General features: G+C 70.3%; 18 protein-coding genes and 2 pseudogenes. 7 read left to right on the top strand and 13 right to left on the bottom strand.

Features of this window, described 5'->3' with window-relative positions; genetic code table 11:
• Positions 1–126 precede the first annotated feature (126 nt).
• Positions 127–585 carry a MarR family transcriptional regulator gene (locus E8A49_RS16850; protein ID WP_293384011.1) on the top strand — a complete coding sequence of 153 codons (459 nt, stop codon included), beginning with the start codon at positions 127–129 and terminating at the stop codon, positions 583–585.
• Complete coding sequence (locus E8A49_RS16855) at positions 582–2,063, top strand: MFS transporter (protein WP_293384013.1); 1,482 nt, start codon at positions 582–584, stop codon at positions 2,061–2,063. Before E8A49_RS16850 ends, E8A49_RS16855 begins: the two co-directional genes overlap by 4 nt.
• On the opposite strand, the gene E8A49_RS16860 is transcribed toward E8A49_RS16855, so the two are convergent.
• Positions 2,060–4,165 carry an ATP-binding protein gene (locus tag E8A49_RS16860; RefSeq protein ID WP_293384016.1) on the bottom strand — a complete coding sequence of 702 codons (2,106 nt, stop codon included), beginning with the start codon at positions 4,163–4,165 and terminating at the stop codon, positions 2,060–2,062. The two genes, E8A49_RS16855 and E8A49_RS16860, sit on opposite strands and share 4 nt — an antisense overlap.
• 119 nt (positions 4,166–4,284) lie before the next feature.
• Between E8A49_RS16860 and E8A49_RS16865 the strand changes: the two are divergent.
• A pseudogene (locus tag E8A49_RS16865) lies at positions 4,285–4,383 on the top strand (hypothetical protein); the annotation flags it as partial.
• A gap of 51 nt (positions 4,384–4,434) precedes the next feature.
• On the opposite strand, the gene E8A49_RS16870 reads toward E8A49_RS16865, so the two are convergent.
• Positions 4,435–4,674, bottom strand: a complete 240-nt coding sequence (locus tag E8A49_RS16870; protein ID WP_293384019.1) for a DUF2188 domain-containing protein — start codon at positions 4,672–4,674, stop codon at positions 4,435–4,437.
• Between the two features lie 9 nt (positions 4,675–4,683).
• Entirely contained in the window at positions 4,684–6,561 is a 1,878-nt protein-coding gene (locus E8A49_RS16875; RefSeq protein WP_293384022.1) for an alkyl sulfatase dimerization domain-containing protein, read from the bottom strand.
• A gap of 120 nt (positions 6,562–6,681) precedes the next feature.
• Here E8A49_RS16875 and E8A49_RS16880 point away from each other — a divergent pair, with 120 nt between their 5' ends.
• Entirely contained in the window at positions 6,682–9,321 is a 2,640-nt protein-coding gene (locus E8A49_RS16880) for a M1 family metallopeptidase (RefSeq protein ID WP_293384025.1), read from the top strand.
• 4 nt (positions 9,322–9,325) lie between these two features.
• Here the strand turns inward: E8A49_RS16880 and E8A49_RS16885 are convergent, their stop codons facing one another.
• The 7 genes from E8A49_RS16885 to E8A49_RS16915 form a co-directional block, all read right to left on the bottom strand.
• Positions 9,326–9,580: a DUF5961 family protein gene (locus E8A49_RS16885; protein ID WP_293384028.1), complete on the bottom strand. Its 255-nt coding sequence runs from the start codon at positions 9,578–9,580 to the stop codon at positions 9,326–9,328.
• Between the two features lie 47 nt (positions 9,581–9,627).
• Entirely contained in the window at positions 9,628–10,725 is a 1,098-nt protein-coding gene (locus E8A49_RS16890) for a sulfate/molybdate ABC transporter ATP-binding protein (protein ID WP_366928832.1), read from the bottom strand.
• Positions 10,697–11,551: a sulfate ABC transporter permease subunit CysW gene (gene cysW, locus E8A49_RS16895; protein ID WP_293384031.1), complete on the bottom strand. Its 855-nt coding sequence runs from the start codon at positions 11,549–11,551 to the stop codon at positions 10,697–10,699. The genes E8A49_RS16890 and cysW overlap by 29 nt, the downstream gene beginning before the upstream one ends.
• Positions 11,548–12,366, bottom strand: a complete 819-nt coding sequence (gene cysT, locus E8A49_RS16900) for a sulfate ABC transporter permease subunit CysT (RefSeq protein WP_293384034.1) — start codon at positions 12,364–12,366, stop codon at positions 11,548–11,550. The genes cysW and cysT overlap by 4 nt, the downstream gene beginning before the upstream one ends.
• 89 nt (positions 12,367–12,455) lie before the next feature.
• On the bottom strand, positions 12,456–13,505 hold the full coding sequence (locus E8A49_RS16905; RefSeq protein ID WP_293384037.1) for a sulfate ABC transporter substrate-binding protein: 1,050 nt from the start codon (positions 13,503–13,505) through the stop codon (positions 12,456–12,458).
• A 283-nt stretch (positions 13,506–13,788) separates the two neighbouring features.
• Positions 13,789–14,793, bottom strand: a complete 1,005-nt coding sequence (locus E8A49_RS16910) for a nitronate monooxygenase family protein (protein WP_293384040.1) — start codon at positions 14,791–14,793, stop codon at positions 13,789–13,791.
• 70 nt (positions 14,794–14,863) lie between these two features.
• Entirely contained in the window at positions 14,864–15,610 is a 747-nt protein-coding gene (locus E8A49_RS16915; protein WP_293384043.1) for an alpha/beta hydrolase, read from the bottom strand.
• 93 nt (positions 15,611–15,703) lie between these two features.
• Between E8A49_RS16915 and E8A49_RS16920 the strand changes: the two genes are divergently transcribed.
• Together E8A49_RS16920 and scpA are read left to right on the top strand one after the other, a co-directional pair.
• Positions 15,704–17,131, top strand: coding sequence for a methylmalonyl-CoA mutase family protein (locus E8A49_RS16920; protein WP_293384046.1), 1,428 nt, complete (start codon positions 15,704–15,706; stop codon positions 17,129–17,131).
• Positions 17,128–19,287 (top strand): methylmalonyl-CoA mutase, encoded by a 2,160-nt coding sequence (scpA, locus tag E8A49_RS16925; protein WP_293384049.1) that lies wholly within the window; start codon positions 17,128–17,130, stop codon positions 19,285–19,287. The genes E8A49_RS16920 and scpA overlap by 4 nt, the downstream gene beginning before the upstream one ends.
• On the opposite strand, the gene E8A49_RS16930 is transcribed toward scpA, so the two are convergent.
• On the bottom strand, positions 19,288–19,731 hold the full coding sequence (locus E8A49_RS16930; protein WP_293384052.1) for a Rid family hydrolase: 444 nt from the start codon (positions 19,729–19,731) through the stop codon (positions 19,288–19,290).
• A gap of 66 nt (positions 19,732–19,797) precedes the next feature.
• On the opposite strand from E8A49_RS16930, the gene E8A49_RS16935 reads away from it, so the two are divergent.
• Entirely contained in the window at positions 19,798–21,102 is a 1,305-nt protein-coding gene (locus E8A49_RS16935) for an MFS transporter (RefSeq protein ID WP_293384055.1), read from the top strand.
• A gap of 12 nt (positions 21,103–21,114) precedes the next feature.
• Here the strand turns inward: E8A49_RS16935 and E8A49_RS16940 are convergent, their stop codons facing one another.
• Together E8A49_RS16940 and E8A49_RS16945 are read right to left on the bottom strand one after the other, a co-directional pair.
• Positions 21,115–21,924 (bottom strand): DUF5694 domain-containing protein, encoded by an 810-nt coding sequence (locus E8A49_RS16940; RefSeq protein ID WP_293384058.1) that lies wholly within the window; start codon positions 21,922–21,924, stop codon positions 21,115–21,117.
• A 179-nt stretch (positions 21,925–22,103) separates the two neighbouring features.
• A pseudogene (locus tag E8A49_RS16945) lies at positions 22,104–23,336 on the bottom strand (hypothetical protein); the annotation flags it as partial.

A 23,336-nucleotide genomic window follows, 5' to 3' on the forward strand; every position in this document is an offset into this window, starting at 1 on the left:
GCGAGCCGTGGTTTCGACCGCGACCGAACTGTCGCGTCCTGCGGCGAACGGGCGGGTTGATCGGTCCGGCGCGGCGCCATAGATAGTTCGACTACCTAACTACCTTCCGTGAGTCCGCAAAACGCCATGCCGCCCGCCCCCGTCGAAACCATCCCCGATATCGAGGACGTCTTCGCTCTGGCCGAGGCCCTGCGGGGACCTCTGCTGCGGGTCTCGCGCAAGCTGCGGCATGAGGGGCAGAAAGCCGGCCTCTCGGCGCAGGACGCGTTGATCCTGGGCTATCTCAAGAAGAAGCCCGGCGTAGGCGTCTCCGAGCTGGCCGACTTCGAGCAGATCTCGCGGCCCACGATGTCGAGCCATGTGAAGCGCCTGGAGGCGGCCGGCTGGGTCGTGCGCACCGACGACGCCGCCGATGGCCGCCGCCAGGGCCTCACCGTCACCCCGGCCGGCCTGCGCAAGCACGCCGCCATCCAGCGCCACCGCAACGACTGGCTGGCCGCGCGGCTGGTCCGCCTGACCGCCGAGGAGCGCGAGCGGCTGGCCGCCGCCGCGGCGCCCCTGCTCAAGCTGACGGGCGAAGCATGAGCACGCGGGCCGAAGAAGTCCTGGTCGAGGACATCACCGACGAGCGCGGCGCCGACGCCGCGGCGATCCTCAATGAAGGCAAGGACGCCGCCCTGCGCGGCTGGCTGGTGCCGGCTATCATCGGCTCGGCGTTCCTCATGCAGACGCTGAACGCCACCTCGATCAACAACGCCCTGCCCTCGATGGCGCGCGAGATGCATGTGGAGCCCCTAAGGCTCAACCTGGCCATCACCATGTACCTGCTGGCCTCGGCGGTCTTCTTGCCGATCTCTGGCTGGATGGCCGACCGCTTTGGGGCCAAGCGCATCCTGATGATCGCCATGGTGGCCTACGCCAGCGCGTCGGCCGCCTGCGGTTTCGCCAATTCCCTGCCCGAGCTGGTGGCCTTCCGCCTGGCCCAGGGCTGCGCGGGCGCCATGATGGGCCCGGTCGGCCGCCTGGTCCTCCTGCGCACCACGCCCAAGAACGAGCTGGTGGGGGCCATGTCGGTAGTGACCATGCCGGCGCTGCTGGGCCCCGTGGTCGGGCCGGTGCTGGGCGGCGCCATCGTCACCTTCGTCTCCTGGCGTTGGATCTTCTTCCTGAACCTGCCAATCGCCCTGGCCGGGGTGCTGCTGGTCCGCGCCTTTGTCCCCAATGTGAAGGAGCAGGACACGACGCCGATCGACTGGCCGGGCATCCTGCTCACCGGCTTCGGCCTGGCGGGCCTGATCCTGGGCTTCGAGAACCTGGGCCGCGACGCCCTGCCGCCGCTGGCGGTGGCCGGCCTGTTCGGCGGGGGCCTGGCCTGCCTCGGACTCTACTGGGCGCACGCCCGGCGCAACCCCAACGCCATCATAGACCTCCATATCTTCCGCATCCGGACCTTCCAGGCTTCGGTGCTGGGCGGCGCCTTCTTCCGCCTGGTGCCCGGCGCAACGCCGTTCCTGCTGGCCATGCTGCTGCAGGTGGGCTTCGGCATGACCGCCTTCGCCGCCGGCCTGATGACCTTCATCTCCGCGGTGGGCGCGCTCGTCATGAAGACCACCGCCCCGCCCATCCTGCGCCGCTTCGGCTTTAAGACCGTGCTGGTGGTCAACGGGTTGATCTGCGCGGCCACCTACATGGTCTACGCCTTCTTCCGGATCGACACGCCGCACTGGCAGATCATGATCGCGCTCGCGGTCGGCGGCTTCTTCCGCTCCCTGCAGTTCACCAGCCTGAACGGCATGGCCTACGCCGACCTCGAGCAGGCGCAGATGAGCCGCGGCACCACCACCGCCTCCATGGCCCAGCAGTTCATGCAGTCGGTGAGCATCGGCGTCGCCGCCACCCTGCTGCACTTCCTGATGCTGCGCCGGGGCGAGACCCACCTGACCGGCGCGGCCGTGGCCCCGGCCTTCGCCATCATCGGCGCCTTCACCCTGATCTCGCTGTTCTGGTTCCTCCGTCTGCCCGCCAACGCCGGCGACGAGATGAACAACCGCGCGAAGGCCTAGACGCGCGCGGTTTGTGGCCGGGCGGCCAGCGCCGTCTCCATGGCCTCGACCAGGTTGGCCATGGCGATCGGTTTGGCGACGAAGCCGCTCATGCCCGCCGCCAGGTAGGCCTCGATCTGGTGGCGCATCACATTGGCCGACAGCGCCAGGATCGGGGTCGGCGTCCGGCCCTCGGCCAGCTCCAGGGCGCGGATCGCCTGGGCGGCGTCGGCGCCGTTCATCCCCGGCATCTGGATATCCATCAGGATGAGGTCGAAGTCCTGCGCCAGGAACCGCGCCAGGGCTTCGCGCCCGTCGCCCGCCAGGTGCAGCTCGACGCCCAGGGGGCCCAGCATGGCGCTCAGCAGCACCTGGTTGATCCGGTTGTCCTCGGCGGCCAGCACCCGCAGGCCCTGGAAGCCGCGGCGGAAGACCGGGGCGGCCGGCTCCGCGTCCGACGCCTGCGGCTGCGGCGGCGCGGCCGGCTGCAACGGCAACTCGACGGAGAAGGTCGACCCGCGCCCCTCGACACTGGTCACCGAGATCTGCCCGCCCATCAGCTCGATCAGTTCGCGCGAGATCGCCAGGCCCAAGCCCGTCCCCCCGAAGCGCCGGGTCGCCGAGGGGTCGATCTGCGAGAACCGCTTGAACAGCCGCGCCAGCTCCGGCCCCGGGATGCCGAGCCCGGTGTCAGCCACTATGACCGTGACCCCCGACGGCGTGCGGCTGAGCGCGATGCGCACCTCGCCTTCGCTGGTGAACTTCACGGCGTTGGAGGCCAGGTTGCCCAGCACCTGGCGGATCTTGCCGCCGTCGCCGCGCCACAGGCCGGAGAGCTCAGGGTCGATGTCCAGCAGGAAGGCCACGCCCTTTTCGGCCGCGGCGCCGGCGAAGGCCCGCGTCGCGCCCTCCGCCGCCGCGGCCAGGTCGAAGGTCCCGACGCTGAGCTCCATCCGCCCGGCCTCGATCTTCGATAGGTCGAGGACGTCGTTCAGCAGGCCGAGCAGGGTCTCGCCCGAATTGCGGATGATCGCCACCCGCTCGCGCGCCTCCCGCGGCAGGTCGCCCATCGCCAGCACCTGCGCCATGCCCAGGATGCCGTTCAGCGGCGTGCGGATCTCGTGGCTCATGTTGGCCAGGAACTGCGACTTGGCGACGTTGGCGGCCTCGGCCCGGTCGCGGGCGTCCTCCAGCGCCTTCAAGGCCTCGGCGTGGGCGCGCTCATAGGCGTCCAGCTCGCGGATGATCCGCCAGATCTGCCGCCCGACCACCGCGGCGAGGGCCAGGAGGACGAGGAAGCCCAGCGCCAGGACGGGCGCCGCCTCCCGCAAGGCCACCAGGCCGGGATGCGAGGGCGTCCAGAGGATGTAGCCCACCGGCGCCCCCGCGGCGCCCACGAGGGCGGCCGAGGCGGCCACGGTCGAGGTCTCGGCCAGGCGCGGATGGCTGACGCTCATGCGGTGCAGGGAATCGAGGATCTGCGGGTCCAGCGTCCGGGCCGCCACGACCATCGGCGCCGGTCCCGCGATCAGCGGCGTCATCGGGTGCGACGGCGTCACCGTCGAGACGCCCATCATGTAGCGCACGCCGCCGGAACGGACGATCCCGCTGACCGTCGCCGGCCGGGTGGGATCGCGGCGCGGATCGGCCATCAGGGCGGCCTCCCGCTGGCGCGCCAGGCGGATCAGCGGCGCGGCGTCGGCCAGCAGACCCACCGCCGTCGCGGGATCGACGCGGTGGTCGCCGTCCCAGGCGAAGAACGGCGCGTCGTGGACGTCGAGCGCCACACTGCGCGCGAACCCCCGGTTCTTGGCGAGGTAGGCGCCGACCTCGACATCCACCCACTTGGCGTCGCCGCCGGGCCGAAGGTTCTGATAGGCGCGATCCCACACCGTGACGGTGGTGACGTCGCTCACCGCCCGGGCCGTCATCCGGTCCAGCATGTTGGCGATCAGGGTGCGGTCTTCCTTGACCTTCAGGTCGTTGAGCCGCCGCGAGCCTTCGGCCAGCAGGACGCCCACGCCCACCAGAACGATGGCCACCAGGGCGAACCCCAGCAGCAACAGCCGCCGGAACGCCGCCCGGCTCCTGCGATTGTTCGTGCTGTCGCGCGCGTCCCCCATGCGGGGATCGAACAACCCCGCGGACAATGAAAGGTAAAGTTCGCGGAACGTCGCAGGGCTAAGCGGGACTTAGAGCCAGGGACCGCTCGCGGGACCGCCCGAATGCCAAAATGCTCCGTCATCCCGGCCGCAGCGACGCGGAGAGCCGGGCCCCAGGGGTTCAGGCTGTGCGGTGGCCCCTAGGTCCCGGCTCGGCCTTGCAGGCCGTCCGGGATGACGGAGCGCTTGAGCTGCCGCCACTTTGGAAACGGCACCTCATGCAACTGGGTTTAGCCCTCGACGTCGGTCCAGGGCCGGTCGTGGCCGTCGGCCAGCTCCTCGCGCCACTGACCGTTCGCGTCCTCGTAGACGATGCCGTGGGTGTCGCCGGCCACCCGCTGCTCGCCGGCCGCGCGGCGCGCCGCCGCCTTCGCCGCGTCATGGCTGGGAAAGGTCTCCGAATAGGTGCCGTCGGCCCGATAGGCCCAGCCGCCGTCATGCTGGACGATATGGTAGGTCACATGGCTCATGGGTCTCTCCTAAGGCGCAACAATCTCGAACCAGAAGTCGAAGCGGTCCAGCAGTGGCAAGAGACGGCCGAGCTCCGCGGCGCCCTCGCCGGCTACCGACCCGTCCGCGAGCGCCTTGTCCAGCGTCGTCTCGCCAATGACCAGGCCGATCAGCGCTGGACGGGTCAGCGTCACCGCCGCGCCCTCCTCCGCCACGCCGGCGGCCGGACGATGGTGCAGCACCGCGTTCTCGACGCTGACCGCGAAGGTCTCGCCGGTGTCGCTGAAGGCCACCGTCAGCGCGAGTTCGCCCGCCGCGCCGGCCTTCTGCCCGTGCAGCCGCACCGCGAAGCTCTCCAGCAAGGCGTCGGCGGGCAGCGACCGCAGCTGCCCCGCCGCCCCTTGCCGCGGGGTCTCGCTGGGCGGGCGCGGATTGCGCAGCTCCTGCGCCCCGGTCAGGTAGAAGGCCCGCCACGGCCCACTCTCGGACTGATAGCCCATCTGCTCCAGCGCATCGGCCTGCAGCGCCCGCGCTTCGCCGTTGGCCGGGTCGGCGAACACCAGGTGGTTCACCAGCTCGGCGACCCAGCGGTACTCGCCGCGCCCATAGGCCTCGCGCGCCTTGGCCAGCAGGGCGTCGGCGCCGCCGGCCACCTCGACGTAGCGCGCCCCGGCCTCGCCCGGCGGCAGCTTGTGCAGGTTGGCGGGGTTGCCGTCGAACCAGCCCAGGTAGCGCTGATAGACCGCCTTGGCGTTGTGGTTCAGCGTCCCGTAGTAGCCGCGCGTGTGCCACTCCGCCGCCAGGCTGGGCGGCAGGGCCAGCTCCTCGGCGATCTCGACAGGCGTCAGGCCATGGTTGGCCATCCGCAGCGTCTGGTCGTGGATGTATTTGTAGAGGTCGCGCTGCTGGCGCAGGAACCGCCGCGCTTCGCCCGAGCCCCAACGCGGCCAGTGGTGGCTGGCGAACAAGACGTCGGCCTCGGCGGCGAACATCCGCTCGGCCTCGTCGATGTAGTGGCTCCAGGCCCGCGCATCGCGCACCTGCGCCCCGCGCGGCGTGTAGAGGTTGTGCAGCTGGCAGGTGCAGTTCTCGGCCATGCACAGCGCCTTGAACTGCGGGAAGTAGAAGTTCATCTCCGCCGGCGCCTCGGTGTCGGGCGTCACCTGGAAGACGATCTCGACGCCGTCCAGCGTCAGCCGCTCGCCGGTCTCCTGGATGCTGACCGTGTTGGGCACCAGGCTGACAGAGCCCATGGAGACCGTCTTGCCGAGCCCCGCGTCCACATGGCCCTTGGCGTCGCGCGGCAGGAGGGCGCCGTACATGTAGGTCGCGCGCCGGCCCATGGCGTTGCCGGCCAGCACGTTCTCGCTCACCGCCTCGCGCAGGAAACCTTCCGGCGCCACGATCGGCAGGCCGGCGGCGATGTCATCCTCGGAGATCACCCCGCGCACCCCGCCGTAGTGGTCGACGTGGCTGTGGGTGTAGATCACCCCGGTCACCGGCTTGTCGCCGCGGTGCTCGCGCATCAGCTTCAGCGCCGCCGCCGCCGGCTGGGCGGAGATCAGGGGATCGATGACGACGTAGCCGGCCTCGCCCTCGATGAAGGTGATGTTCGACAGGTCGAAGCCGCGCACCTGGTAGACGCCCTTCGCCACCTCGAAGAGGCCGTGCTGCATGTTCAGCCGAGCCTGGCGCCAGAGGCTGGGGTTGACCGTGTCCGGCCGCTCGCCCTTGAGGAACTCGAACGGCTTCAGGCTCCAGGCGCCTGGTACGTCGGCGTCCGGGATGGTGCCCAGGAAGCCGCGCGTGGCGTTGGCCATGTCCTCGCCGGTCTCGGCCGGCAGGCTCGCGGCCAGCCGCTGGTGCGCGGCGATCGTGGCCTCCGTGGCGTCCCGGCGTGCGTCCATGGCGAAGTCCTCCCACAGCTTTGCCTTAGCATGCAAAGTCGGCTGCAAAAGCGCCTAGGCGAAGCGTTGCGCGATGCCTAAGGTCGCCGCAAATTTTCACCCGGTTCGGACAGTTCGATCATGAAGTTCATCCCCGCCGCGGCCGCGATCCTGCTGGCCGTCAGCGCTCCCGCCTGGGCCCAGCCGGCCAAGCCGGCGGCGAAGGCCGTCTCGGCGCCCAAGCCCGCCGCCTTCCCGCCGCACGTCGCCCTGCCCAAGACCGTCACGCCGGACCGCTACGCGATCACCATCCGCCCGAGCGCCGACAAGCTGAGCTTCTCCGGCCACGAGGACATCGCGCTGACCGTCAGGACGGCCACCGACCGCATCGTCCTGAACGCCGCCGACATCGCCTTCCAGAAGGCCGCCCTTTCCGGCCAGTCCGCCGCGCCCAAGGTCGAGCTCGACAAGGAGCAGCAGACCGCCGCCTTCGTCTTCGCCAAGCCGCTGGCGCCCGGCCGCTACACGCTGTCGCTCGACTACACCGGGGTGATCTACGAGCAGGCCTCCGGCCTTTTCGCCCTCGACTACACCGGCGAGGGCGGCAAGAAGCAGCGCGCCCTCTTCACCCAGTTCGAGAACTCCGACGCCCGCCGCTTCATCCCCTCCTGGGACGAGCCCGGGGTGAAGGCGGTCTATGCGCTCACCGTCGAGGCGCCCGCCGGCGAGATGGCGGTGTCCAACATGCCGGTGGCGTCCACGGCGCCGTCGTCCAACGGCCTGCAGACCGTGCGCTTCGCCGACACGCCGAAGATGAACTCCTACCTCTTGTTCTTCGCCCTCGGCGACTTCGAGCGCATCCACAAGATGGTGGGCCAGACCGACGTCGGCGTCATCGTGCGCAAGGGCAAGGCCGCTCAGGCCCAGTTCGCCCTCGACGCCGCCGCCGAGATCCTGCCCTGGTACAACGACTACTTCGGCACGCCCTACCCGCTGCCCAAGCTCGACTTCATCGCCGGCCCCGGCCAGAGCCAGTTCTTCGCCGCCATGGAGAACTGGGGCGCGATCTACTACTTCGACTACGCCCTCCTGATCGACCCGAAGCTGTCCACCGAGCAGGACAAGCAGAACGTCTATGTCGATATCGCCCACGAGATGGCCCACCAGTGGTTCGGCGATCTGGTGACCATGGCCTGGTGGGACGACCTGTGGCTCAACGAGGGCTTCGCCTCCTGGATGGAGAACAAGACCACAGATCACTTCCATCCGGAGTGGAAGATCTGGCTGCAGACCAAGGCCGGCGAGCAGAACGCCATGCGCACCGACGCACGGGCCGGCACGCACCCGGTGATCACGCCGATCCACGATGTCTTCGCCGCCGCCAACGCCTTCGACGGCATCACCTATGAGAAGGGCCACTCGGTCATCCACATGCTGGAGACCTACGTGGGCGAGGACGTCTTCCGCCAGGGCGTGCGCAACTACATCGCCCACCACGCCTATGGGAACACGGTCACCGACGACCTGTGGACCGAGATCGACAAGGTCTCGCCCAAGAAGATCACCGGCATCGCCCACGACTTCACCCTGCAGGCCGGGGTGCCGCTGATCTCCGCGGCCAAGACGCCCGACGCGGTGACCCTGACCCAGGGCCGCTTCGGCGCCGACGAGGCCTCCAAGGCCCCGCGGTCCTGGCGCACGCCGGTGGTGGTGACCGGCCTCGGCCAGCCCTGGCGGCCGGTGGTCAGCGCCGACAGCTCGGCCTTCAAGGCCGCCAAGGCCGACGCCACCCCGCTGATCAACGCCGGCCAGACCGGCTACTTCCGCAGCCGCTATTCGCCGGAGCTGGAGACCCGAGTGGTCGCCGCCTTCCCGAGCCTGGCGGGCGAGGACCAACTCGGCCTGATCTACGACAGCCGCGCCCTGGGCGAGGCCGGCTACGCCCCGCTCACTGACTTCCTGCTGATCGCCAGGAAGGCGCAAGACGCCCATGAGACCGTGGTGCTACGCGCCCTGATCGACCAGCTCACCGCGCTGGACGATCTCTACAAGGGCCTGCCCACCCAGGCCGCCTTCCGCGCCTTCGCCCGCACGCGCCTGGCCCCCGCCTTCGCGCGCCTCGGCTGGGACGCCAAGCCCGCCGAGGCCGACAACGACGCCCTGGCGCGCCGCGACCTGCTCTCCGCGCTCAGCCAGTTCGACGATCCGGCCGTGGTCGCCGAGGCGCGCAAACGCTTCGCCGGCCTGGTGGCCAACCCGGATGGTCTGCGCGGCGCCAACCGCCTCACAGTCCTGCAGATCGTGGCCGCCCACGCCGACGCCGCGGCCTGGGACCAGCTTCACGCCATGGCCAAGGCATCCACCGAGAGCACGGACCGCAGCCGGCTCTACCGCTACCTGGGCGCCGCCCACGATCCGGCCCTGGCCGACAAGGCGCTGGCGCTCTCCCTCACCAAGGAGCCGCCGCCCACCGACGCCCCCAACCTGATCAGCAGCGTCGCCCGGGTCTTTCCGGAAAAGGCCTTCGACTTCGCCATCGCCAACCGCGCCGCGGTCGAGGCCATGGTCGAGCCCACCAGCCGCACCACCTATTTCGCGGTCCTGGCGAACGGCTCGGGGAACGCCGCCATCCTGCCCAAGTTGAAGGCCTTCGCCGAGACCGTGCCCGCCTCCACGCGGCCGGCGGTGACCCGGACCCTCTCGGGGATCAGCTATCGGCTGGACATCATCGCCAGGCGCCTGCCCGACGTCGACCGCTGGCTGGCGGCCAATCCGGGCTAGGCGGCTAGTCGCAGGGCGCGGCCTCGCCGGTGGCGAGGTCGATGCGGAAGCACTGGCGCTCGCCGGTGTCGCAGTCCTCGACCAGCAGGGAGACCGTGTCGTCGCGGTCAGGATCCCCTCTGTGGGACTCCAGGTGCTGATGCTCGACGAAGCTCAGCGCCGCATCCTCGAAGTTGCAGCCCTCGATGAGCAGGCTGCGGCCCGGGGCGTCCTCGACGCCATGCACGGAGAAGCGGCGCTGCGGGGGCAGGACGATCATGGCGCGGGGCTCCTTCGCCGGCTCAACGCCCGAGCCCGGAAAAGGATTCAGGCCTTGGCCGCATAGATCTTCGGCTTCAGCGGCTTGACCCGCAGGGCCAGGCCCGGCGCCACCCCGTTCGGAACCACGGCGCCGCGGGATTCCAGTTCGAACAGCCGGCCCTCGATCAGGCATTCGATCCGTACGTCCGGCCCGCGCACCGCCACAGCCTTGACCTCGCCCGCCAGGCCCGCGCCGTCGAGCGGGGCGAACATCACCTCGTCAGGGCGGAAGAAGACCTCCACGCGGCCCTGCGGCGCGTCGGCCGGGGCTTGCGTCTCCCAGTCGGCGACGGTCAGCCTGCGGCCCTCGACCACGCCCGGCAGGCGGCAGGCCGCGCCCAGGAAGTCGTAGACGAAGGCGTCGGCCGGGGCGGCGTAGACCTCGTTCGGCGCGCCCAGCTGGCGCAGCTCGCCGTCCTTCAGGATCGCCACCCGGTCGGCCAGGTCCAGCGCCTCCTCCTGATCGTGGGTCACGAAGACCGTGGTCACCCCGGCCCGGTCGTGCACCTCGCGCAGCCAACGGCGCAGTTCGCGGCGCACCTGGGCGTCCAGGGCCCCGAACGGCTCGTCGAGCAGCAGCAGGCTGGGCTCGATGGCCAGCGCCCGGGCCAGCGCCACCCGTTGCCGCTGACCGCCGGAGAGCTGCGCCGGGAAGCGCCCGCCCAGGCCGTCCAGTTGCACGAGGCTAAGGAGGTCAGCGACCCGATCGGCGGTCTCCGACTTGGACGGCCGCTCGCGCCGGGGCCGCACCGTCAGGCCGAAGGCGATGTTCTGGGCCACGGTCATGTGGCGGAAGAGGGCGTAGTGCTGGAAGACCATGCCCACGCGCCGGCGGCGCACCGGCAGGCTGAGGAAGTCCTCGCCCGCGAAGCGCACCTCGCCCGCGTCCGGCCGCTCCAGCCCCGCCAGCACGCGCAGCAGCGTCGTCTTGCCCGAACCGGACGGCCCGAGCAGCGCCAGGAACTCCTTGTCGCGGGCGTGCAGCGAGACGTTGTTCAGCGCCGGGAAGCGGCCGAACGACTTGGAAATCCCACGGATCTCCAGCGCCAGCGGGCTGCCGCTGGCGGGGTCGGCGTCAATGTCTTCGGTTGGCCGATAGTTCACCGGAGTGCCGCCATTCGAGTCCGGTCTTGAGGACCAGGGTGACGAGCCCGAGGGAGGCCAGGAGCGAGGCCGCCGCGAAGGCGCCGACGAAGTCATAGTCATTGTAGAGCACCTCGACGTGAAGCGGGAGCGTGGTGGTCAAACCCCGGATGTGACCGGACACCACCGAGACGGCGCCGAATTCGCCCATGGCCCGCGCGTTGCACAAAAGGACGCCGTAGAGCAGCGCCCAGCGGATGTTCGGGAGCGTGATCCGCCAGAAGGTCGTGAAGCCGCCGGCCCCCAGGGTCAGGGCCGCGGCCTCCTCGTCGCTGCCCTGGTCCTGCATCAGCGGGATCAGTTCGCGCGCGACGAAGGGGAAGGTCACCAGAATGGTCGCCAGCACCAGGCCGGTGGTGGCGAAGATGATCTTGACGTCGTGGTCGATCAGCCAGGTCCCGAACCAGCCCTGCGCCCCGAACAGCAGCACCCAGACCAGGCCCGAGACCACCGGCGACATGGAGAACGGCAGGTCGATCAAGGTCAGCAGCACCCCCTTGCCGCGGAATTCGAACCTCGCGATGCACCAGGCCGCCGCGATGCCGAAGACGGCGTTCAGCGGCACCGCGATGGCCGCCACCAGCAGCGTCAGCTTCATGGCCGAGACCGCGTCCGGCTCGGTGATGGCGGCCAGGTAATGGCCGATCCCCTTGGAGAAGGCGTCGCTGAACACCACGAACAGCGGCAGCAGCACCAAGACCGTCATGACGGTGGCCGAAGCGATCACCAGCAGGGGCGCGAAGCCCGGCAGGCGCGTCTGGCTGAAGGGGCGTCCGACCGCCGTCATACCCGCCCCCGCCGGGCCAGGAACAGCTGCAGGCCGTTGATCAGCAAGAGGCTGCCGAAGGCGATCACCACCATGGCCAGGCCCACGGCCGCGGCGCCGGCGTAGTCGTACTGCTCCAGCTTCATGACGATGATCAGGGGCGCGATCTCGGTCCTCATCGGCATGTTGCCGGCGATGAAGATCACCGAGCCGTACTCCCCGACTGCCCGGGCGAAGGCCAGGCTGACCCCGGAGATCAGCGCGGGCGCGAGCGTCGGCAGGATCACCCGCACCGCGCGCTGGAAGGCGTTGGCGCCCAGGGTCGTCGCCGCCTCCTCCACCTCGCGGTCGAGCTCCTGCAACACCGGCTGCACCGAGCGGACCACGAACGGCAGGCCGATGAAGACGAGGGCGATGAAGATGCCGAGCGGCGAAAAGGCGGTCTTGATGCCGAACCGCGCGGCGAAATGGCCGAGCGGCGCGGTGGGGGCGTAGATGGCTGTGAGCGCGATGCCGGCCACCGCGGTCGGCAACGCGAACGGCAGGTCGACCAGGGCGTCCATGATCCGCCGCCCGGGGAAGCTGTAGCGGGTCAGGGTCCAGCCGATCAGCAGGCCCAGCGGCGCGTTCAGCAGGGCCGCCAGGGCCGAGAGCCCGAAGCTCAAGCGGAACGCCGCCGCCACCCGGGGCGCCGTCAGCGCCCGCCAGACCCCGTCTAGCCCCAGCTCCCAAGGGCGCAGCGCCAGGGCCGTCAGCGGCAGGACCACGATCGCGCCCAGGTAGACAAGGGTGATGCCCAGCGACAGGCCGAACCCGGGCAGGATCGAATGCGCCACCCAGGGCGCCCGGCGCGGGCGGCCGCCGACACCCGCGCCGCCGGCCCCGAGCGGGGCCCCAAGTCCCCGGGGAAGGATCGCCTGATCGCTCACGCGGGCTTGTAGATCTGGTCGAACAGCGCCCCGTCGGCGAAGTGCGCGACGCTGGCCTTCTTCCAGCCGCCGAAGGCCTTGTCGATGGTGGCCAGGGGGATGGTCTTGAAGCTGGCCGCATACTTGGCCGCCGCCTTGGCCTCGCGCGGCCGGAAGTGGTGCTTGCCGACGATGTCCTGCGCCAGCGGGCTGTAGAGGAAGTTCAGATAGCCGGTGGCCTGCACGCGGGTCTTGTGGCGGTCGACGATCTTGTCCACCAGCGCCACCGGCGGCTCGGCCAGGATCGAGCTCGACGGATAGACGATGTCGAAGTTCGGCCCGAACTCGTCGATGGTCAGATAGGCTTCGTTCTCCCAGGACAGCAGCACGTCGCCGAGGTTGCGCTGGGCGAAGTTGGTGGTGGCGTCGCGCGCGCCCGCGCCCAGCACCGGCACGTTCCTGTAGAGCCTGGTGATGTAGTCCTTGGCCGCGCCGGGGCCGCCGTGCTGGACGCCGTAGTTGTAGGCCGCCAGGTAGCTCCAGCGTGCGCCGCCCGAGGTTTTCGGATTCGGGGTGATTACGCCCACGCTCGGCTTCACCAGGTCCGGCCAGTCGCGGATGCCCTTCGGATTGCCCTTGCGCACCAGGAACACGATCGTGGACGTGTAGGGCGTGGAATTGTCCGGCAGGCGGCTCTGCCAGTTGGCGGGCAGGAGCTTGGCCCGCTCGGAAATCTCGTCGATGTCGCCGGCCAGGGCCAGGGTGACCACATCGGCTTCCAGCCCCTCGATCACCGAGCGGGCCTGTTTGCCGGAGCCGCCGTGGCTCTGCTTGATGTCGAGGATTTCGCCGGTCTTGCCCTTCCAGTAGGCGGCGAAGGCGGCGTTGATCTCCTTGTAGAGCTCCCGCGTCGGATCGTAGCTGACGTTCAGCAGGGTGATCGTCCGCCCGGCCTGCGCCTGGGCCGGCCCGGCCAGCAGCGGACTGGCCAGCAGCGGCGCCGCGGCCAGGCCGCCCACCAGCATGCGGCGGGTCGGCGCCGAGGCGGGCGGAGAGAAGGTCGTCATGGTCTCAAGTCCTCAAGGCGAATGGGGGCTCTCAGAACGCGTCTCGAACGCGGCGACCGGACAAGCAGACCAACCCGCGGCAGGGCGCCGCGTTTCCCAGCGTTGCGCCCAAACCAGCGTGGACGGACTTCACAATGATGTGGCGCACGCGCGCGCATGCTCGGTCCCTCGCTCTCAAGCGAGGGGGAAGCTAGGCCGTTTATCCCTAGCCACCGAGTGGGATTAAGCTGGCAGGCGCCGCAGAAAAACTGACATCACAAACGCGAGAGACGCCACCTGATCCCTACGCCGCCGCCATCAGCACCCGGCCGGCGGTGAAGGCGGTCTTGGCGGCGAGGTCAGCCTTGGCCTCCTCGTATTCGGCTGCCAGCCGGGCGACGAGTTCACCGGCGGTCGGCACGCTCTTCACCGCGCCGATGCCCTGGCCGCAGCCCCAGATGTCGCGCCAGGCCTTGGCCTTGGAGTTGCCGCCGGAGCCAAAGTTCATCGCCGAGGCGTCGGAGACCGGCAGGTTGGCCGGGTCCAGCCCCGCGGCCACGATGGACGGGGTCAGGTAGTTGCCGTGCACCCCGGTGAACAGGTTCGTGTAGGTGATGTCCTCGCCGGAGCTCGCGACGATCATCTGCTGGTAGGCCGGGTCGGCGTTGGCCTCCTGGGTGGCGATGAAGGCCGAGCCCACATAGGCGAGGTCCGCGCCCATGGCCTGGGCGCCCAGGATCGAGCGGCCGTGGGCGATGGCGCCGGAAAGCGCGATCGGCCCGTCGAACCACTCGCGCAGCCCCTGGATCAGGGCGAAGGGCGACAGCTGCCCGGCATGGCCGCCGGCCCCGGCCGCCACCGGGATCAGGCCGTCGGCGCCCTTCTCTACCGCCTTGCGGGCGAAGCGGTCGTTGATCACGTCGTGCAGCACCGTGCCGCCATAGGAGTGGACGGCCGCGTTCACCGGCTCCTGCGCACCCAGCGAGGTGATGATCACCGGGACCTTCCACTTGGTGGTGGCCTCGACGTCGTGCTGCAGCCGGTCGTTGGATTTGTGCACGATGTGGTTCACCGCGAAGGGCGCCGACGGCGTGTCCGGATGGTCGCGGTCCCAGGCGGCCAGCTCCTCGGTGATCCGGTGCAGCCACTCGTCCAGCAGGCTGGCCGGCCGCGCGTTCAGCGCCGGGAACGAGCCCACGATGCCCGCCTTGCACTGGGCGATCACCAGGTCCGGGTTGGAGATAATGAACAGCGGCGAGCCGATCACCGGCAGGCGGAGGCGGTCACGCAGGACGGGTGGCAGGGCCATGGGAAATACCTCGCTTGGAATGTAAACACTGCTTATTTACGGCGTACGCTACAGATCGGATAGGCGCAAATCAAGGCTCCGCTTCCGCCAGCGCCTTGTCCATCGCCGCCAACAGGAGATCGCGGAGGAAGGGTGCGGCGAAGACGTGGATGTTGTGCCCCGCGCCTGGCGCGACGTGCAAGGCGACGCCCGGCTGGCGGGCGAGCCATTCCCGCTCCGGCGTGTCCACGAAGCTTGGGAAGCGAGGCAACGGGCGTTCGGGATAGAGCGCGACCTCGCCGAGCGCCACATCCGCCGGCGGCGCGCCCGCGAACAGATGGCCGTAGGTTCGCCCCTCCAGGCTGGCCGCGCCCTGGCCGAACACCGCCTCGAGGAAGGTCCGATCCGCTGGCGTCTCGCGCCAGCGGGCCTGCAGGCGCTCCGCCAGGGGCCAGAGCTTGCCGGTGTCCAGCGGCGGCTCCAGGGCGACGATCCGCGCGACCCGCGGATGGCGCACCGCCAGCGCCACCAGGGCGCCGATGGAGAGGCCGACCAGCATCACCGGCCGCCCGGCCAGGGCTATCCCGATCAAGTCGCTCACCGCCCCGCCCCAGGCCGCCACCGAGGTCTCGGCCAGGACCGGCGTCCCGTTGCCGGGCAGGCGCATCACCGCCGCGTCCCAGGCTGGCCCGACCACCTGGGCGGTCCTGATCATCTCGTCGGCGGGCGCCCAGGCGCCGGTGATCACCAGCACCATCGGCTTGGCGGAAGTCAGCGCGCCGGGCGGCGCCCACAGGGGAATGGGCCCAAGCCCGGTCTGGACCACCGTGGTCTGCATCCCCGCCAGCCTCTAGGCGTGCGGCCGGCCTGGCAAGGCCCCGAGAGCCGGCGATCTTGACGGCGCGCCCCGGGCGGGACCAATTCGCGCCCTATGTCTGTATCGACGACCGACACCGCTTCGCGCTCAGCCGACTTTCCGCCCGCCACCGAGGCGGACTGGCGCAAGCTGGTCGACAAGACCCTGGGTGAGGCGCCGTTCTCGTCCCTGGAAAAGGCCACCGCCGAGGGCTTGGCCGTCGCCCCGCTCTACGGCCAGGCGGCCAGGCCCAAGGCTCCGGCCCGTGCGGTTTCCGCCGACCGCGCCTGGGAGGTCGCGACCGTCACCGCCCATCCCGACCCGGCCCGCGCCAACGCCGAGATCCTGGCCGACCTCCTGGGCGGCGCGGCCGGCGCGGTGGTCCGCATCGATCCGGCCGGCAAGACCGGCGTCGCAGTGGGCTCGGCCGCCGACCTGGCCCGCGTCCTTGACGACGTGATCCTGGAGTTCGCGCCGGTGACCCTGGACGCGGGCTTCCTCGGACCGCAGGCCGCCGACTGGCTGGGCGCCGTGGCCAAGGCCTCGCCCACCGCCCTGGTCCGTTTCCACCTCGACCCCTTGAGCGCCTTCGCCGAGGCCGGGGCGAGCCCCGGGCCGATCGAGGCGCACCTGATCAGCGCCGCCAATGTCGCCGCGCGCCTGGCCGAGACCTACCCGCACGCCCAGTTCTTCCTGGCCTCAGGCCGCGTGGTCCACGAGGCCGGCGGCGGTGAGGCCGGCGAGGTCGCCTTCGCCGCGGCGGCCGCCATCGCCTACGCCAAGGCCCTGGCGCGCGCCGGGATGCCCATGGCCAAGGCGTTTGGGCACATCACGCTCGGACTCAGCGCGGACGCCGACTACTTCGTGACGATCGCCAAGCTGCGCGCCGCCCGCGCCGTCTGGGCGCGGATCGCGACAGCCTGCGGCGCCCAGCCCACCGCCCGCATCGAGGCCCGGTCCTCGCGCCGCATGCTGACCGCTCGGGACGCCTGGACCAACATGATCCGGCTCACCGCCGCCGGCTTCGGCGCGGCGGTCGGCGGGGCGGACACCGTGATCCTCGGCGCCTTCACCGACGCCATCGGCCTGCCCACCGCCTTCGCCCGCCGCCAGAGCCGCAACGCCCAGCTCGTCCTGATGGAGGAGGCCCACATTGGCCGCGTCGCCGACCCCGCCGCCGGCGCCGGCTACCTGGAAGCCCTCACCGACGAGATCGCCCGCGCCGCCTGGGCCCGCTTCCAGGCCATCGAGGCCGCCGGCGGGATTGTCGCGGCCCTCACCGCCGGCCGGATCGCCGAGGACGTGGCCGCCGTCCGCGCCGCCCGCCCGGCGGAGCCCAAGATCATCGGCGTCACCGCTTTCCCGCCGGCCAAGGAGACGCCCGTGGAGACCGAACTCACCGCCGCGCGCCCGGCCGCCGCCGCGCCCTCCCCCCGCCTGCCCGGCCCCGACAGCGCCTGCCCGCCGCTTGCGCCCATGCGCCTTTCGGGGGCTTTCGAATGAGCGGCTTCCCCGACTTCTCCCAGCTCGCCTTCGACGCGGGGCCGCCCCAGCCGCGGCCCCCGTCCGGCGAGCCCTGGCAGACCCCCGAAGGCATCGCGGTCAAGGCCGCCTACGGCCCCGCCGACACAGAGGGCCTCGACACCCTGGGCGGCTATCCGGGCCTCGCGCCATTCCTGCGCGGGCCCTATCCGACCATGTACCTGACCAATCCGTGGACCATCCGCCAGTACGCGGGCTTTTCCACGGCCGAGGACTCCAACGCCTTCTATCGCCGCAACCTGGCGGCCGGTCAGATGGGCCTCTCCATCGCCTTCGACCTGGCCACCCACCGCGGCTACGACAGTGACCACCCGCGGGTGAAGGGCGATGTCGGCATGGCGGGCGTGGCCATCGACTCGATCCTCGACATGCGCACCCTCTTCGACGGCATCCCGCTCGACAAGATGAGCGTGTCGATGACCATGAACGGGGCGGTGCTGCCGATCCTGGCCCTCTACATCGTGGCCGGCGAGGAACAGGGCGTGCCGCACAAGGCGCTGTCGGGCACCATCCAGAACGACATCCTGAAGGAGTTCCTGACCCGCAACACCTACATCTATCCGCCGACGCCCTCGATGCGGATCGTCTCGGACATCTTCGCCTACACCTCGAAGGAGATGCCGCGGTTCAACTCGATCTCGATCAGCGGCTATCACATGCAGGAAGCCGGGGCGACGCTGGACCTGGAGCTGGCCTACACCCTGGCCGACGGGATCGAATACGTCCGCGCCGGCGTCGCCGCGGGCATGACCGTCGACCAGTTCGCCCCGCGCCTGTCGTTCTTCTGGAACGCCGGCATGAACGCCTTCATGGAGATCGCCAAGCAGCGCGCCGCGCGTCTGCTTTGGGCCAAGCTGATGAAGGCCGAGTTCGATCCGCAGGATAGCCGTTCGCTCTCCTTGCGCGCCCACACCCAGACCTCCGGCTGGAGCCTGGCGGCGCACGACGTCTTCAACAACGTGGCCCGCACCACGGTCGAGGCCATGGCCGCGACCGGCGGCCAGACCCAGAGCCTGCACACCAACTCCCTCGACGAAGCCCTGGCTTTACCAACGGACTTCTCCGCCCGCATCGCGCGCAACACCCAGCTCTTCCTGCAGGCCGAGAGCGGCCAGACCCGGGTCATCGATCCCTGGGGCGGCAGCTACTACGTCGAGCGCCTGACCGCCGACCTGGCCCAGCGCGCGCTCACCCACATCGCTGAGGTCGAGGCCCTCGGCGGCATGGCCAAGGCGATCGAGAACGGCCTGCCCAAGCGCCGCATCGAGGAGGCGTCGGCCCGCACCCAGGCGCGCATCGACGCCGGTCTACAGAGCGTGGTGGGCGTCAACCGCTACCGCCCCGACGTGGCCGATGAGATCCCGATGCTGAAGGTCGACAACACCGCGGTGCGCGAGCAGCAGCTCGCCAAGCTCCAGCGCCTGCGGGCCGAGCGCGATCCCGCCGCTGTGGCCCGGGCGCTCGAGGCCCTGACCAACGGCGCCGCCGGGAACGGCAACCTGCTGGAGCTCTCCGTCGAGGCTGCGCGCGCCCGCGCCAGCCTGGGCGAAATCTCCGACGCCCTGGAAAAGGTCTTCAACCGGCACAAGGCCCACGCCAACGCGGTCAAGGACGTCTACCTGCGCGAAAGCGGCGTCACCGACCAGGCTCGTCAGGCCCAGGACATGGCCAAGGCCTTCACCCAGGCCGACGGCAAGAAGCCGCGTATCCTGATCGCCAAGATGGGCCAGGACGGCCACGACCGCGGCCAGAAGGTGATCGCCTCCGGCTTCGCCGACCTGGGCTTCGACGTGGAGATCGGCGACCTCTTCCAGACCCCCGCCGAGACCGCCGCCCAAGCCGTGGCCGACGGCGTCCACGCGGTGGGCGCCAGCTCGCTCGCCGCCGGCCACCTGACCCTGGTGCCCGAGCTGAAGAGCGAGCTCGCCCGCCTGGGCCGCGCCGACATCATGGTGGTGGTGGGCGGCGTCATCCCGCCGGAGGACTTCGCGGCGCTCCGGGACATGGGCGTCGCCGCGATCTTCACGCCCGGCACGACGGTCCCCGACGCCGCCATCTCGGTGATCGAGCGCCTGAACGAGCAGCTCGGCTACGCTCAGGAGCAAGCTGCCGAATAGCTACCGCTTCACCGCGACGCCCATGATCTCGAACCTGGCGCCGCCCAGCAGATGGTCGACGCCCAGGTAGGCGCGGGCCGGCATGGGCCCTTTGAAGTAGCTCCGATAGACTTCGTTGAAGGCCGCGTAGTCCGCCAGGTCCGACGAGAAGATCTGCACCCAGACGAGGTCGTCCATGGTCGCCCCGCCGGCCTCCACCTCGTGTTTGAAATTGTCGAGCGCGCGTTTGGCGGCGGCCGCCGCGGTGTCTCCGGCCACGGGCCCGCGGTCCGTCGTGCCAGCGACGTAGAGCGTATTGCCCGCCAGGACCGCGGCGCTGTAGGGCGGGGTCGCCCCGGCCGGCCCACCGGGCGCGGCGGGGACGTGCTGCAGGCCGGCCGCCGCCGCTTGGCCCACCGGCGCGAGCGCCAGGACGGCGGCGACGCATGCGAGGTTTCGAATCATCTGGCTTCTCCCCCAATTGAGGTGCGAAGCCTAACATTCCTCCCCAGGGGCGCAGGGTCAGGCCATATGTCCGACGAGATGCTGGAGCGCAGTACGATCCGCGCGGTCGCCTGGCGCCTCCTGCCGCTGATCCTCTTGGGCTACCTGGTCTCCTACATAGACCGGGTGAACATCAGCTTCGCCGCGCCGACCATGAACGCGCAGCTCGGCTTCACCGCCTCGGTCTACGGCTTCGGCGGCGGCCTGTTCTTCATCAGCTACGCCATCCTGGAGGTCCCCTCGAACCTGGCCCTGGCGAGGATCGGGGCGAAGCGCTGGCTGGCGCGGATCATGATCACCTGGGGCCTGGTGGCCATGAGCATGGCGCTGGTCCGTACGGACTGGCAGTTCTACCTCGTGCGCTTCCTGCTGGGCGCCGCCGAGGCGGGGTTCTTTCCCGGCGTGATCTACTACCTCGGCCTCTGGTTCCCGCAGAGCCACCGCGGCCGGGCGATCTCGCGGTTCTATATCGCAGCGCCCTTGGCCTCGGTGGTCATGGGCGCGGTGGCGGGCAGCCTCCTGGGGCTCGACGGCCATCTGGGCCTGCACGGCTGGCAGTGGCTTCTGATGGCCGAGGGCGCCCCCGCGGTCATCCTGGCCTTCGTCTTCCTGCGCTGGCTGCCCGATCGCCCCGCCGACGCCGCCTGGCTGTCGCCCGAGCAGAAAGCGTGGCTGCAGTCGCGCTTGGCCGCGGACAACGCCGCCGTCGCCGCCCCCGAACACGGCCAGGTCCGCGCGCTCTTCCGGCCGGTCGTGATCGCGCTGGTCGCGGTGAACTTCCTCTATCTCGGGCCCTACTACGCCTTCACCCTCTCCGCGCCGACCATCCTGAGGGAGGCCACCGGCCTTGACGCTGCCCATGTGGGCTACCTCGTCGCGGCCGGCGGGATCACCGGGGCGATCGGCATGGCCGCGACCGGCTGGAGCTCCGACCGACTGCGCGAGCGCTATCTGCATCTGGCGGTCCCGCTGATCCTGGCCGCCGCGTGCTTCGCGGTAATCGCCTTCGTCCCGGCGGGGCCCGTGGTGATGGCCGCCTACCTCGCCATGATGGCCTGCTACTTCGGGATCAGCGCCGCCTTCTGGCTAGCCCCCGGCGAGATCGTCCACCCGCGCGCCGTGGCGGTCACCGTCGCCGCCATCAACGGCCTGGGCCAGGTGGGTTCGTTCGTCTTCCCCTGGCTCTGGGGCCTGGCCAAGGACAGGACCGGCGGGTTCCATTTGGGCCTCAGCCTGCTGCCCGCCGCCTTCCTGATCGCCGCGGCCATCGTCATGGGCCTGCGCCAGGCGCAGCGGCGGCGCGCGCCCGCGCTCCGGCCCGATCCCGCCTGACGCCGCGCCGCGTCAGCGCGGAAGGTAGTCGTTGGCCTCGACGAGCTTGTAGCCCGGGGTCTCGGTCACGCACTGGCGCAGCAGGAAGGCGTGGCCCGATCCGAAGAACACCGCCACCCGGTCGCCCGGCTTGGCGAGCTGCAGCAGGTTGGCGCAGATTTGCAGGTTGCGGCGATACCAGGCGCTTAGCAGGTCCACGCCCGGCTGGTCGGAGTTCAGGCCGATGTGCAGCATGGCGCGGTAGAAGCCGTTGTCGGCCTTGATCCGCTCGGGGTCGTTGAGGAACCGCAGGTCGGCGGCCACGCCCTTCTCGGCCAGCAGCCTTGCCTCCTCAGCGACCTGGCGCTGGATGATGGCGTTCTGCTCATCCAGCAGACCCTTGAAACCGCGCGTCTCGGCGAAGTTCTGCAGCCGCTCGTAGGGGAAGTCGCCGTCGGCGTCGAGGCTGTAGACGCCTTCAGACCCCGCGGTCTTGGCCAGCCGGAATCCCAGCTGCACCACCTCGTTGCGCGACGGCGCGAGCGTGCCCGCGAGGTACTGCTTGTAGCGCTCGGCCACCACGTCGGCGGGCCATTCCACCCCGACCTTGGTGGGTTTGAAGCGGGCCAGGGCCGCGGTCACCGCCGCGATCTCGCCCTGCCGCTTCGGCTCCAGGACATCGTCGACCTTCAGGTTGTGGAGGTCGCGGCCCGGGTTCGACATATGGAAGACGCCCACCACCATCACCTCGACGGGCGGCGGCGAGGCCGGAGGGTCCGCGGCGCGCGCCTGTGAGGCCAGCGCCAAGCTCCCAAACGCGGCGGCGAGCAGCTTCCATCCCATCGACAGTCCTCCCGGGCCGCAGGGTAGGACCGCCGAGGGGCCGCTCAAGTGAACCATCGGTAATTCGAGACACGCGCGCCGGTCCGAACGAAAAAGGGGCCGGCGGTTTCCCGCGGCCCCTCATCCGTTCGTTCTACAGACCACCGCCGCCCGCCAGGGAGACGGCGATCCTGACCGCCTTAGCGGTTGGTCGGGCTGCCGCCGTTGAAGGCGGCGGCTTGCGTCGCGGCTTCCGACGGCTTGGCCGGCGGAGCCGAGGCGGCGGAGCGGCGCGGGCCCATCATCTGTTGGGCGGCGGCCAGCTCGTCGGCGTCCAGGGCGCCGTCATGGTTCTTGTCCAGCACGTCGAAGTACTTCAGCAGCTGACGGCCCATGTTGCCCTTCAGCTCCGCCTTCTCCAGCTTGCCGTCCAGGTTGTCGTCCATCATGCCGAGCAGGCGGGTCTTGCCCATCTCCTCGTCATAGTCGACGCGATGCTTCGAGGTCTCGTCCACCCAGCGGTAGCTGAGGTTGGTGAACAGCATCTCCTGGAACGACTGCTCGCCCCAGCTGACGTTGATCTTCGGGTCCGGGTTGGATGGGTTGCGCGCCGAGTTGTCGTAGACGTAGTGCGCCACCAGCCGCGAGCCCGCCGGCACCTTGATCGGCTCGGCGAAGGTGTAGGCCCGCTGCCAGTTGAAGTCGTAGCGCGGCAGGGACAGCAGCAGCTTCATCTTGCCGTCCGGATACTGGATCCAGAGGTCCGACGAATAGGCGCGGTAGTGCGCGTGCGGGAAGGCCGAATAGAGCAGCGCGTCGTGCGGGAACTGCACATAGGCCACTTCCTTGTGCCGCGCCTCGCCCGCCGGGATCTCGATGGTCGGATCCATCACCACCACGCTGTGCATGATCAGCTCCGGCGGCTTGTCGTAGAAGTAGAGCGCGACCTGGCTCTTATCGACCACTTCCTTGCCGTAGGGCGTGTAGTGCATCTGGAAGCCGTAGGCGCCGCCCGGCGGCAGGTAGACGCCGGCGTTGGCCGGCTCCATCGAGCTTTCCGCGCCCACCGCATAACCCGCGCCCAGCGAGGCGGCCCACTTGGTCTCGGAGGAGTGGCCGTCCTTCGGCATCTCTTCCATCCAGCCGGTCAGGAGGTGGTGCACGCCTTGGCGCGAACCCGGCTTCACCGTCGAGGCGCGGACCCACTTGCCTTCGGTCAGCGTGCCGGCCACCGCCGGACGCTGATAGTCCACCACGCCCGAGGCCGGGATGGTGAAGGCCGGCACGTCGATGATCAGGTCGGGCTTGCCCAGCGGCCATTCGGCGGCCACGCGCTTCACCGCGCCCAGGGGATCCGTACCCTCGCCGCGCGGCGCGCCCTCGTCCACCCAGTGGACCAAGGTCTTGATCTCGTCGGGCGACAGACGCTTGTC

The organism is Phenylobacterium sp. (assembly GCF_004799515.1).
Classification (GTDB): domain Bacteria; phylum Pseudomonadota; class Alphaproteobacteria; order Caulobacterales; family Caulobacteraceae; genus Phenylobacterium.